The following is a 12,138-nucleotide window of genomic DNA, read 5'->3' as shown; positions in this document are numbered from 1 at the left end:
TTCCACCTGCCTAAGCCATCGTATTTCCTCTAATTATATCTGATTATATAGAATGAGGGAAGTTTGCCGGAAGCCATATTAAAAAGGTACTTCCTTCGTCCTTCCGCGTAGTGACTTCAACAGACCCATCATGCTCATCAATGATCCATTTGGCGATAGAAAGACCTAATCCTGTCCCTGTCGTAACCCCTCTTGATAAATCAGCGCGATAGAAGCGATCAAAAATATGAGGAATATCCTCTTTATCCATCCCTATGCCAGTATCCGAGATGCGTATGCCAATAAAGCTGTTCCTCCGAATTGCCTCTATAGTGACTGTCCCTGTTGGTGTATATTTAAAAGCATTTTCAATAAAGATAAACAACAATTGCTGCAAGTAATCACGGTTTCCTTGTACAATCGCATCTTCGAGATCTTCAAGATCGCCTATTTGCCACTCCGACGTATGTTCGAGCAGCTGTGCTCTCCTAACCACCTCTAGGACAAGCGGTTTAAACTCAATCGGTTGCTTTTCCATGAGTACACCCGCATCCGCCCTGGCAAGCGCGAGTAAATCATTGACTAATCGACTCATTCGCTGAGCCTCACCGGCAATATCGTGCATAGCCTCTAAAGACATCTGAACCTGCTCTGGCGTTGCCAGCGCCTGCGTCCCCGAGGTTTGCTTCCACATTTTCTCCAGCAAATCTACATTTCCACGAATCGTCGTCAGAGGTGTCCTGAGCTCATGTGAAGCATCGGATACGAATCGCCGCTGCGCGCGGTAAGCTTCATCTAATTCCACATACGTAATCTGTATACGCGACAGCATGCCATTAATCGTATTCGTCAGCCGTCCTATTTCATCCAACGGTCCATCATAGTGTATTCGCTTTTCTAGATCGTCGCCACTCTCGATTTGGTTGGCCGCATCAATCACACGCTCGATTGGCTTCAGTGCCTTACGCGCCAAGAACCAGCCCAACGAAGCTGCAACGATAATGGTTAAAATCGCCCAAATGATAAGCGTATATCGCAGTGTAACAGCCGTTCTCTCGTAACTCCCGATTGGTACAGCCGATTGCAGAATACCAATGAGCTTCGCTTGATTATCGGAGGTAATCCCTAAGTAATAGATAAGAAAGTCTTGATTAAGGATCTTCGTTTTCTCAAAAAAGCCAACCTCATCTTCCTGCTTATCCACCTGCCGCTGCAGCTTATCAATTGTTGATTGGTCAATGGGCAGCGTCTGATCATAATATTGTAAATTAGCTGATCGGTTAAAGCTCTTCAAAGCAATATTATATAATTGTAAAAAGGTATTCGTTGAATAGAAGTCTCTGCTCTCTAACTCAAGATCGACCACCAGCCCCTTCTGAGAAAGAGCGATGCTTTTTTGAATACGTGTGGAGCTGTTGACGGCTTCCCTTTTGACATCTTGCCGAATTTGATCATAAAGGAAATAGTTCAAGAAGAAGTAGAGAACAATTCCAAAAAGCAGCATCGTGATGGCTAATATGCCTGAATACCAAAGCGTTAGCCGCAGGCGAAGCGACATCTTAATTTTCCCCTCTCAATACGTAGCCTGCTCCTCGGACCGTTTGAATCAACCGTTTATGACCAAATTCTTCTGTCTTCTGACGCAATAATGCTATGTAAACCTCTAAGACATTGGACTCGCCGCTGTAATCGTAGCCCCATATCTTCTCCATAATGATATCCCTCGACAGAACCCGCTTAGGATTCTGCATAAATAAATGCAATAAATCAAACTCTTTCGTCGTTAATTCGATCAGCTTCTCGCCGCGGAAAACCTCACGTGTATCTAAATCCAGGATGGCGTCTTCAAAGCCCAGCCGATTGTTCGTCTGTTCGGTTCTTTCTGTTCTTCGACGAAGCAATACACGCACCCTAGCCAGCAGCTCTTCTAAAGCGAATGGCTTGACCAAATAATCGTCAGCCCCCAAATCCAGACCTTTCACGCGATCACTAATATCATCCTTCGCTGTCAGCATCAGAATCGGTACCTCGCTGCCGCTCTCACGAATCCGGCGAACGACTTCCCAGCCGTCGATATGCGGCATCATCACATCCAAAATAATTAGCTGCGGCTCTGTCACCAGCATTTGCTTGAGACCCTCTAAGCCATTAGCTGCTGTGGTAACCAAATACCCTTCGAAAGCTAGTCCCCGTCTAAGCATCGATGTGATCTTCTCATCATCGTCAATGACCATAATATTTTCTCTCATATGTCCGTCCCCCATTCTATTCTATATTGTAGCAAAATTACCGCTTAGCAAAAAGAAGCAGAGCCTGCAAGCTTGAGGCCGCGGACTCTACTTCCCTTTCATTGGGCATGCGCTTACTGAGCTGGTGTCTCAGCGAGCGTATTTTTATCTCCAACCGTTACGGGGACTTCCGTACGCTTACCATCACGAATAATGCCTAGCGTTACTTTGTCGCCAACCTTAGTTCCTTGGACCTTCGTAATCAACTCTTGCGAGTTTTTGATCTTCGTACCGTTCAAATCTACGATCACATCATATTGACGCAAGCCTGCTTGGAACGCTGGGCTCTTACGTTGAACACTGCCCACCAAAGCGCCGTCTGTGTTAGAAAGCTTCAATTCACTAACCCAATCTTTACCGATATCTTGCAGACCAACCCCTAGGTAAGGAACTGGTTCTTTCGGAATCGTCACATTGTTTTTCAAATTATCTAGAACGGAAGAGATTGTGCTTGTCGGAATCGCAAAACCAATACCTTGCGCCTGTGAGCTTACCGCTGTGTTGATCCCAATGACTTCACCGTTTAGGTTAAGCAGAGGGCCGCCCGAGTTACCAGGGTTAATGGAAGCATCTGTTTGCAATAGATGTTTATATTCACGAGTACCCTTTTCATCAGGAATACTAATTGGACGTTCCTTCGCGCTAAGTACACCAACCGTTACCGTATGGTCGAAGCCATATGGATTCCCGATTGCAACAACCCAATCACCTACGTTAACATCATCAGCTTTACCAAGAGGAAGGATTGGGAAATCCTTCGTGCCTTCAATTTTAAGAACCGCTAAGTCCAAATCGTAGGAGCTACCTTGTAATTTCGCTGTGAAAGGCTTGTCGTAGCCTTCTACGGTTACTTGAATTTCATCCGCACCGTCAACAACATGCTCGTTCGTTAGAATATAACCTGTTTTTTCGAAAATAAAGCCAGTTCCCATACCTGCTGGTTGGAGTTGACCGCTACCTGTGTCATTTTGACCACTCTTAGGCGTTGTTTGACCGCCACCATTATCGCCAAAAAATTGACGGAAGAAAGGATCATCAAACAGTGAGTTCCCACCACTGCGACTGGATTGCTTCGGTTTAACTAGTGCTTCAACCTTTACAATCGCAGGTCCTGCATTTTGAGCAATCGCCGCGATATTACCAGGGCGAACAACGTCCAGAGCTGCATTTTTCACTTCGCCATTGTTGTTATTCGAACCATTTGCTAAGGTTGTCGCTGAACTTGAACCAGAGGCTAGCGGCTGGTTGCCTGAGAACATATTCGTTTTATCCGCTGTAAACATTAAAGCGCCGACAACTAGTGCACCTGCCATGAAGGCTGCAAAAACACTTTTGACCGAGGAACGCTTCTTCGCATTCGGATCCCAACCTGCTGGACCTTGTGCAGCATTGTCTGGTCCGAAGCTGAAAGGGCGCAGCGTCTTAGGCGGCGTCACTTCAACATTCGATGTGCCATCAGAAGCTGAGGAAGAAGTGGTTAAGGCTTGCCCTTCACTTTCTTCATTAAAAGCGGATTTGTAAGGCCCATAGGAATAGTAGTAGGAAGGTCTTTCTTTATTCGGGTCTTGCCCTTCATTGTTTCGAGCTTGATCCCTCGCAGTATCCTCGTTGTTATCATTATTCTGCGGCTTAAAAAAGTCGCTATAATCTTTTTTGTTATCTTCCATGGGTCTTACCTCCATTGATTAAAGTTATAAGTGCATGTTCTCTTGAAGGATCATGTTGTTCTCTATGTGTCTATCATGCACTCACAACCTTAAACGAATATTAAAAAACAATAAATAGGAGGTAAAAATAGGACATAAATTAATGAATCCAAGCTTGTTCAACTTTTTGGAGGACGTTTGCGGCTTCTTTCACCCATTTATCCTCGATCCCAGCATCAGAATCCAGCGGCGATTGGAACTGGTCAACCAACGCTCCGGCGGTCTCTATCTCAGCCTCAGGATCAAGTCCTTCATTATAGACATGCTTTAGCACAAAAGGGGTTCCTACCTCGACGACGGCATCCGTCGCCTCGACATCACCATCAATTCTGCCGGTGATCACTTGAACAGGAATTCGCAGCCAAACTTTATTCGCTTCATCTAGAGAACGATCAAAGTAGCCATGGTCGTAATCCCAGCCTCCGCCCAAATTAAAATCAAACTGTTCTAGTTGGGCACGCACCTTGTCAAATGATTCTTGAACCTGCTCCAATGAGGAAATTAGTGGTTTCATTGCAATTGGACACTCCTTAAGCGCTCATATTATTTTACTTACGCATAGAATGTGCCAAATTGTCGTTTTTATGTGTAAAAGTCCCTCTAATTGTTCGTTCTGTTAAACCCATCCTTTGCGATGCGCGAAAATAGCTAATTGCGTCCGATCATCAAGCTCACACTTCATTAGCAGATTGCTCACGTGTGTTTTCACCGTTTTGATACTAATAAAGAGTTCCTCCGAAATATCCTTGTTGCTTTTCCCTTCGGCAATTAACAAGAGCACCTCCCGCTCCCGCGCGGTTAATCCCTCTTGCTCAGGCAATTCACTTCGCTGCCGAATGCCTCTCGTTAATGCTTGTGACACTTCTGCATTCATGACAGGCATCCCGCGGTGAGCGCTCTGAATAGCGTGAATCAATTGATCGGATGAAACTGTCTTCAGCATATAACTGATGGCTCCCGATTCAACAGCTTCCAGAACTTTGGCTTCTTCCAGAAACGAAGTCAACATAATCACTTTAACCTGTGGAAACTTGTCACAAATCAGCTTCGTTGCGCCAATCCCATCCAACACGGGCATCGTCAAATCCATCAGAACAACATCAGGTAATGAGGTCTCTAAGTGTCCTTCATTTAACTGGTCGTAGGCATCTCTACCATTCGACGCCTCACCCACAACTTCTAACCCAGGCTCCAACGAAATGTAAGTACGCAGACCCACTCGCACCATATCGTGATCATCAACAATCATGACTTTAATGTTCGGATTCATTCTTGTTTTCCCCCTGAATGCCCAGTAAATCGCGGAATACGTACACGTACGCGAGTTCCAGAGCCTAATTTGCTATCAATCTCCACTTCCCCGCCTAGCTTCTGAGCTCGTTCTCTCATCGTTGACAAGCCATGGGAAGCAGAAGGAATATCACTTCGTTCAAAGCCTTGGCCATCATCCTGCAATTGCAGCACATATTGATGCTCTCTTTCGTAGATCGACAATCGAACTTGTTTGGCCGAGGCATGTTTGATGACATTCGCAAGTCCTTCTTGAATAATGAGAAAAAATTGATGCTCAATCGCCTCCGAAATGTTCTCGGGCAGTGAAACATCAAGTTGACCCTGAAGTTCATGGGTCCGGCAATATTCCGGAAACCATTTCTCCAGGGCTTCTTGTAAGCTCATATCTTTGAGTTCGATCGGTCTTAGCTGTGAAATGAGACCCCGCATCTGCTTCTGGGCATGATGGGACATCTCGATGAGCTGATTCATCAACGCAGGCGCAGCCGTTGGGTTTCTTTCTAATATTTTGGGAAGCGAGGAAGCTGACATATGGATAGCGAAAAGCTCCTGACTCACCGTATCATGGAGATCTCTCGCAAGTCGGCGTCTTTCCTCCATCACGGCATTTTCGGTCAGCTCCTGATCCCGGATAGCTTCTGCTTCTCCTAACTTTTGCGTAAGCTGCACACGTTCTTCAATCGATGTCGCCATGCTATTGAAAGCATCGTACAAATACAGGAAAGGCTCGACGGGCTCCATCTCGATACGAACTGAGAAATTCCCTTTCGACAATTCCAGCATCGCCACATGCAATTCATCTACTTTGCGCTGCCACCTTCTAGTTGCAATGTAACCTACAGTCAGGCACACCACTAGAATGGCAAGAGCAAACCACATCCGGAACTCCCATGAACCAAGTGCTTCCTCGTAATATTCAATGACGATATATATACCTGAAACCGTCAATACACTAGAAATCAGAAAGTAATTCAGCAGCTGCCACTTCATATTGAACATTCGCAATTTGTACATGCTCCATCCTTAACCTATCTTTTTAATCGTGATATCACCGATAAACATACTTGTCGTTACGACGATTTTATGTTCAGCTTCTTCATAGTGTGAGGTTTGTGTGCGAATATTGCGTAAAAACCCACTCTCAAAACGATCAAGAACCTTCATATCGCCAATAAAAGAGCTTGCCATAACACGAACCTCGACGTCCATGTCATTCGGAATGAAAATCTTCACATCGCCAATGAAAGCCGTAACATGAATCGTTGTCTCACCACGTGGAATTGAGGCACGCGTTAGATCGATAACGGAGTCGCCGATAAAATGAGAGATTTGTACCGGCTTTAATTCCCAAGCCTCTTGACCTAGATGCACATCCCCAATAAATCCATGACGGTGCAAAACATTACCTGAATCGAAATTCCGAACAAAACCATCATACTTGTTATGGTGGTGATCTTGATCCATGTTACTTGTCTTCGGCTGACTAGTCCGATTGGCACGCGCAGAAGCCTCTCTGCCTGCCTTTTCCTTATCGGCAAGTTCGTCCGAAACCTTCCATTGATCAAGCTGATCTTCCGCTGGATATACACCGTGAATATCCTTCAGTACTTCCTTCTCTTCGTCGGTTAGTCCAAATTTCACATCGTTCATTGGCGAGTGATTCGTGTGTTCATTGGATTTGCTTGTCGGTTCCCAATTCCCGGATTCCCATTGCTTCTTATACTGTTCATGGCGCAATCGATTCGCTTCTCGCCGAGCTCTTCTTTCTTCTTCTTTTGCTTGCTTAATTGAAGGCCAATCGGGTGATTCTTTTCGGCTCGGTTTAAATATCACATGTAATCCGAAAAATATTAAAGCTACTGGAATCAGAAACTTAAACATTTCACCTAGTGATAGATCGGTAAGATTTAAATTTTTCAATAGAAAAATGGTTCCGACACCGCACATCATCAAGCTTCCGATGGATCCACCCCAATGATACTTACGCTGCGAAACGAAACCAATGAGTCCATAAAAAATGAGTATGACAGGCCAATACGTGGAAAACATATAGGCGACATCCACTTGAATGATTCCCAATTGATTTAGTAAAAAGAGAGTGCCCGCGGATACGAGGACAAGCCCCCAGATCATTCTTTGAAACATATGCGGATTCATACGTTCTTCCTCCATTTGTGAGAAGCGTTGTTAAGATAACTCTAGTTTATAAGATACGAGATAGAATGAAAAGAGACGTTGGATTGAAGGCGTCCTCGGTCTCCAGACCGATATTTCAAAGGCTTCCACACTCAAACCTCACATGACTGTCGTATAAGACGAACATTTCGATGTTCATGTTATGTATTCTTACGTATTCCGTTGACATGCTTATCATCAGAACCGTATAATTGGTGCTGAGAATGCATGTTTTATAAGGGGAGATTACGGGAATGGATCAAATCCAACAGCTAACATCTGGCTTAGACACAATTTGGGTTGTTTTGACTGCTGCCATGATTTTATTAATGGAAGGCGGCTTCGCCTTACTTGAGGCAGGGTTTGTCAGACAAAAGAATGCCGTAAGCATTATCATGAAAGTATTTGTAGATATCTCATTTGGCGCGCTTATCTTTTACTTTTTTGGATTTGCACTGATGTACGGCAAGGACGTTGGGGGTGTCATAGGAACATCTGGTTTTTTCATTGGAGGAGATTTATCACACATCGCCTTAACCATCACACATGATACCTATTGGTTATTCCAGTGCGCCTTCGTTATCGCTGTTATCTCAATTGTATCCGGAGCTGTAGCAGAACGCATCAATTTTCGCGCTTATATTCTTTATACGATAGCCATGACCGGTTTAATCTATCCCATTGCTGGCCACTGGGTATGGGGCGTCAACGGATGGCTTGGCAAGCTTGGCATGGTTGACTTCGCTGGATCAGCCGTTATCCACGGACTTGGCGGTTTCTCCGCACTTGCCGCAGCGATGATCATTGGTCCGCGGATTGGCAAGTTTTCTGAAGACGGAACAGCGAATATCGTCCCTCCTTCTAACCTGCCACTTGCCTCAGTAGGCGCATTTATCCTTTGGTTTGGATGGTTTGGTTTCAATTCCGGGAGTACGTTAAGCGCTACCAATACGTCTATCGGGCACATCGCGGTCACCACAATGCTCTCCGCTGCAGCCGGCTGTGCGGCATGCATTCTGTTCACGATGATGCGCTATCGCAAGGCGGATCCACCTATGGTTATCAATGGTGCGCTTGCTGGTCTCGTCGGCATTACCGCAGGTTGTGCCTTCGTCAGTGACGCTGCAGCGATCTGCATTGGTGCGATCTGCGGGATCGCCGTGGTATATGCGACGGAAATATTAGAAGCCAAACAGATTGATGATCCCGTTGGCGCCTTCCCGGTGCACGGTATCAGCGGAAGCATCGGCACGCTCGCTGTCGGCTTATGTGCGAAGCCTGACGCGATTCGCGAAGGCACGGCTGGATTATTCTATGGCGGAGGCTTTCAACTTCTAGGTGTTCAAGCACTGGGTCTCGTAACCGTCTGTGCGTGGGGCTTCTTCATCACATTGGTTTTCTTAAAGTTGATTAAGCTAATCGTTCCGTTACGCGTAAGCCGCGATGAAGAATTAGTCGGACTCGACGTCGGTTCTCATGGGGTTCCTGCCTACAGTCAGGAATCAGGTTTCTTGGACTTACAGCAATTAAAGAATAAATAGATACATTAATGAAGAAGAGGACACTGCAAACGCAGTGTCCTCTTCTTCATTAGGTTGAAAATATATCTTCGAATTCTTCCGGGAACGTAATATCGTCACCAGGCTTAGAATCATTCATGATTTGTCTAGCTTGCTCAATTTCGGCACGAAGCTTTCTTACTTGCTCCATAGGTTTCTTCACATAATGGATATACTCAACAGCAAGATGATGATCAGGCTTCTTACCAGAGAGCATGCGCCGAAATGATGACATTGTTTGATAAGCCCGTTCTTCTTTCATTCTCTTGACTTCATAACGCTCAACAACCTGCTCAATTTCCCGAGCCTGCTGCTCCTTGCGTGTAATGAAAGCTTCCAAGAAGGGAAGTACCTCTGCAGCTTTCCTAGTTGTTGCTCTTAAGGGCTTTCCATCCGATCGTAATGCTTGTAGCATGATCCATCACCTATCTCTCCGTGTCAAGATTTATAACAGTAATCTTATTTTACACTAAAAAGAGCGGTTTGAGAACCATTAATTTAACACAAGGTCGATTCCAACGACACCAATTGGCGTTCCCATGTCATCTATTACCGATTTCGACAACGTGATGCATGGTTTTTTCGTAATAGCTGACACGTACTCTTCCGAAATGAAGAGCTCCCCCGCCATCGCACGCTTCCACCACTCTCTTCCTTTGGCATTGACCAAGCCTGCTTCAGGCTGCGAGAAGATAAAGGTTCCATCCCCGCGATTGGACCAAATTGCTTCAATTCCAGCTGTTTTCTTCAAAATTCCATTTAAATGCGAGGCATGCTTATCTTCCACCAAAGATTTGATGTCAGGTACTCGAACAAGCGCGTTCAACAATTGCTTCATTTCTTCAATATTCACATGAACAGTTCCACTTTTGCTCTTCATGCCTACCGCTTGAATAGCCTCGATGAGCTCTGCCGAAGAGCGATCTAAATTTTGATTAATATGCTGAAGTCGTGAAACCTCGTGCCGCTGCTTTTTCATTTGATCCAGGGTATGCTCAACACTCGACATCGTCTCATTCATTAGCTCCACAACTTCTCCTAGAGAAGTCCTTGTTCCCGTAACTAAGGAGGATTGATGTTTCGTTGAACTCGTAGTACTTGCCACTAGGCTGTTCACATGAAGGATCAAAGAGAAGATCGTATCAATCTTCCCTTTCATCACCTTCATCTCATCAATACCGTGCGTGACAGAAGCTTTCTCTTCTGCAACTGCCGCAACAACCTGCGATACGCCGCTCTCAATATCAGCTAGGAGCTCAGACGATTTCTGTACGGCTTCATGACTTTGCGCAGCTAGCTTCTTAATTTCCTGCGCAACGACGGAGAAGCCTCTTCCGTGCTCACCAGCTCGAGCTGCTTCAATCGATGCGTTCAAAGCAAGCAAAGACGTTTGTGCAACGACTTCGGTAATAAACATGTTGATTTCTTCAATTTTCGAGGTATGCTCTGTTAAATCTTGAATTTTCCTCTGCATCGTATCGTTGTTCACGTGTAAATCATTCATAACCTCATCTGTTGCATTCAAGGAGCGGCAGACATCAACTACAGTATCTTTGGTTTGTTCACTTTCGCGATGCATATGTAACGACGAATCCAATATCTGATCAGCTGCAGCAGCCACCTGTTGAATCGCAGCAAAAGCTTCCTGTAGCTGTCCTGCGGCATGCTGGCTTCGCCCCTTCAACTCTTCTTCCCCTTGAATAGAAGCATCAGCAATCTGGAGTAGATGCCCGATCGAGCGATTGACCTCTTCAACCGCCGCCGCTAGTCGATCCGCAACAACTTGTGATTCTTGTATAAATGTACGGAATTGTTCTTCTTGATCAAGTGATCCTTGCTCACGCGCATTAACGGATGCTCTTGAACTCAGTATTGCGCTTACACCCATAATGAGGAAAACTGCGACACTAACTACGGTAACCCATTTTGAAGCAGCAAATAAAGCGAATACATTTACACCCATACCAATAAGTACAAGACCAATGAACCAAGCACTCTGCTTTGAACCCGTCGACATCGACAACCGAAACTCCTCCCAAAAGGAACATATTGTTAGTTTTTGTTACATTATATCGCAGGAGGGCTTGAAAAGAAATGAGAAAAACGGAGATCCTCTCGGATCTCCGTCTTCTCATATTGACTATGTTTTATTTATTTTGGTTTTGTGTGTTGTTTTGTTGCTGCTTGTTAGGTACCGCTACTTCTGTAGCAAATTCCGTGTCTTGCGCTGCTTTCTTATTGTTCTTGTTCTTTGCCATGTCAATCACCTCCTGTAAGAGTATGATTTCCCAAAAAGAATTTTTTATGAATTTTCTTTTTATACAAAATTGAACATTACAATGCTTTGGCTGGAGCAAGTATTTCGTCCTTCAACTGCTTCCAGATCACTTCCGTCACTTTGCCATTTCCTTTTTTCACAACAAAGACTTTGACGGTTTTTTTACCCCATTCTTTATACACCTGATCCTTCGTGTCAAAATACAGGTCGATTTTCTTCCCTTTAATCGCACTTCCTGTATCTGCAACAACCCCGTAGCCGTAACCGGGAATGAACAACACTGTACCTAACGGGAACACCTTAGTATCTGCGGCGATCGTTGATAAAGCTTTATCATCACGCTTGACTTTGATACCTGAATACGTAATCCCATAGGTCGGATGGTCCGGATTCTTCCCTGTCGATTCCTTACCTGCAAAATACCCAGTCGCTGTCACTTCAACTGCCGTGTATTTAGATAAATCGGCATCTAAGTTCGGAACAAAGCGGTAACTAGCTTGCTGTTGATGCTCTTGCGCAACAGGCCATGCAGCAGGAATCACTGTTCCTGGCTGTTTGCCCCGCTGATCTCGTATATGGGTATCGGTGATTGCCGCCCTATTGTTACCTTGATTACTAGCCTCTGCTCCGAAAAACACGACCAAAACGGTGAGCACCATCCATGCTACTATCCATTTGGATTGCACCTGCGCATCGGTTATTCTCATTGTGTTAAGCCTCCCCCTACTAAAGTAGGCTGTCCATTTCCTTTCATCAATAAACCTCCACATACAGACTCACTGTATAACATGTCCTCCTTTATACTGCTTATGCACTGACATACCTATAATTTTGAACGCAAAAAAGCCGAGGAGTGACAG

11 protein-coding genes are annotated in these 12,138 nt (G+C 45.0%); 1 reads left to right on the top strand and 10 read right to left on the bottom strand.

What is annotated here, in order from left to right; translation table 11 throughout:
- Positions 1-43: 43 nt before the first annotated feature.
- The 7 genes from AC58QO_RS06265 to liaF form a co-directional block, all read right to left on the bottom strand.
- On the bottom strand, positions 44-1,537 hold the full coding sequence (locus tag AC58QO_RS06265; RefSeq protein WP_497264447.1) for a sensor histidine kinase: 1,494 nt from the start codon (positions 1,535-1,537) through the stop codon (positions 44-46).
- A gap of 1 nt (position 1,538) precedes the next feature.
- Positions 1,539-2,228, bottom strand: a complete 690-nt coding sequence (locus AC58QO_RS06260) for a response regulator transcription factor (protein ID WP_497264446.1) — start codon at positions 2,226-2,228, stop codon at positions 1,539-1,541.
- Positions 2,229-2,341: 113 nt separating this feature from the next.
- Positions 2,342-3,934, bottom strand: a complete 1,593-nt coding sequence (locus tag AC58QO_RS06255; protein ID WP_497264445.1) for a S1C family serine protease — start codon at positions 3,932-3,934, stop codon at positions 2,342-2,344.
- A 139-nt stretch (positions 3,935-4,073) separates the two neighbouring features.
- Positions 4,074-4,487, bottom strand: a complete 414-nt coding sequence (locus AC58QO_RS06250; protein ID WP_497264444.1) for a YugN family protein — start codon at positions 4,485-4,487, stop codon at positions 4,074-4,076.
- Between the two features lie 102 nt (positions 4,488-4,589).
- Positions 4,590-5,243: a response regulator transcription factor gene (locus AC58QO_RS06245; RefSeq protein ID WP_497264443.1), complete on the bottom strand. Its 654-nt coding sequence runs from the start codon at positions 5,241-5,243 to the stop codon at positions 4,590-4,592.
- Positions 5,240-6,280 (bottom strand): HAMP domain-containing sensor histidine kinase, encoded by a 1,041-nt coding sequence (locus AC58QO_RS06240; RefSeq protein WP_497264442.1) that lies wholly within the window; start codon positions 6,278-6,280, stop codon positions 5,240-5,242. Before AC58QO_RS06240 ends, AC58QO_RS06245 begins: the two co-directional genes overlap by 4 nt.
- A gap of 9 nt (positions 6,281-6,289) precedes the next feature.
- Complete coding sequence (gene liaF, locus AC58QO_RS06235; RefSeq protein WP_497264441.1) at positions 6,290-7,423, bottom strand: cell wall-active antibiotics response protein LiaF; 1,134 nt, start codon at positions 7,421-7,423, stop codon at positions 6,290-6,292.
- Between the two features lie 272 nt (positions 7,424-7,695).
- On the opposite strand from liaF, the gene AC58QO_RS06230 reads away from it, so the two are divergent.
- Positions 7,696-8,982, top strand: a complete 1,287-nt coding sequence (locus AC58QO_RS06230; protein ID WP_497264440.1) for an ammonium transporter — start codon at positions 7,696-7,698, stop codon at positions 8,980-8,982.
- 49 nt (positions 8,983-9,031) lie between these two features.
- Here AC58QO_RS06230 and AC58QO_RS06225 read toward each other — a convergent pair whose 3' ends face one another.
- From AC58QO_RS06225 to AC58QO_RS06215, 3 genes are all read right to left on the bottom strand, one after another.
- Positions 9,032-9,415 (bottom strand): hypothetical protein, encoded by a 384-nt coding sequence (locus AC58QO_RS06225; RefSeq protein ID WP_497264439.1) that lies wholly within the window; start codon positions 9,413-9,415, stop codon positions 9,032-9,034.
- 78 nt (positions 9,416-9,493) lie between these two features.
- Entirely contained in the window at positions 9,494-11,017 is a 1,524-nt protein-coding gene (locus tag AC58QO_RS06220; protein ID WP_497265431.1) for a methyl-accepting chemotaxis protein, read from the bottom strand.
- A gap of 317 nt (positions 11,018-11,334) precedes the next feature.
- Complete coding sequence (locus tag AC58QO_RS06215) at positions 11,335-11,985, bottom strand: 3D domain-containing protein (RefSeq protein WP_497264438.1); 651 nt, start codon at positions 11,983-11,985, stop codon at positions 11,335-11,337.
- Positions 11,986-12,138 lie beyond the last annotated feature (153 nt).

Source organism: Paenibacillus sp. J31R30, assembly GCF_059692115.1.
The sequence above is the reverse complement of the archived record's forward strand: the minus strand, read 5'-3'. Positions and strand labels throughout refer to the sequence as shown.

Coding starts and splice junctions, on each gene's coding strand:
- AC58QO_RS06265 (WP_497264447.1), bottom strand. CDS start 1,537: ATGTCGCTTCGCCTGCGGCTAACGCTTTGGTATTCAGGCATATTAGCC.
- AC58QO_RS06260 (WP_497264446.1), bottom strand. CDS start 2,228: ATGAGAGAAAATATTATGGTCATTGACGATGATGAGAAGATCACATCG.
- AC58QO_RS06255 (WP_497264445.1), bottom strand. CDS start 3,934: ATGGAAGATAACAAAAAAGATTATAGCGACTTTTTTAAGCCGCAGAAT.
- AC58QO_RS06250 (WP_497264444.1), bottom strand. CDS start 4,487: ATGAAACCACTAATTTCCTCATTGGAGCAGGTTCAAGAATCATTTGAC.
- AC58QO_RS06245 (WP_497264443.1), bottom strand. CDS start 5,243: ATGAATCCGAACATTAAAGTCATGATTGTTGATGATCACGATATGGTG.
- AC58QO_RS06240 (WP_497264442.1), bottom strand. CDS start 6,280: ATGTACAAATTGCGAATGTTCAATATGAAGTGGCAGCTGCTGAATTAC.
- liaF (WP_497264441.1), bottom strand. CDS start 7,423: ATGAATCCGCATATGTTTCAAAGAATGATCTGGGGGCTTGTCCTCGTA.
- AC58QO_RS06230 (WP_497264440.1), top strand. CDS start 7,696: ATGGATCAAATCCAACAGCTAACATCTGGCTTAGACACAATTTGGGTT.
- AC58QO_RS06225 (WP_497264439.1), bottom strand. CDS start 9,415: ATGCTACAAGCATTACGATCGGATGGAAAGCCCTTAAGAGCAACAACT.
- AC58QO_RS06220 (WP_497265431.1), bottom strand. CDS start 11,017: ATGTCGACGGGTTCAAAGCAGAGTGCTTGGTTCATTGGTCTTGTACTT.
- AC58QO_RS06215 (WP_497264438.1), bottom strand. CDS start 11,985: ATGAGAATAACCGATGCGCAGGTGCAATCCAAATGGATAGTAGCATGG.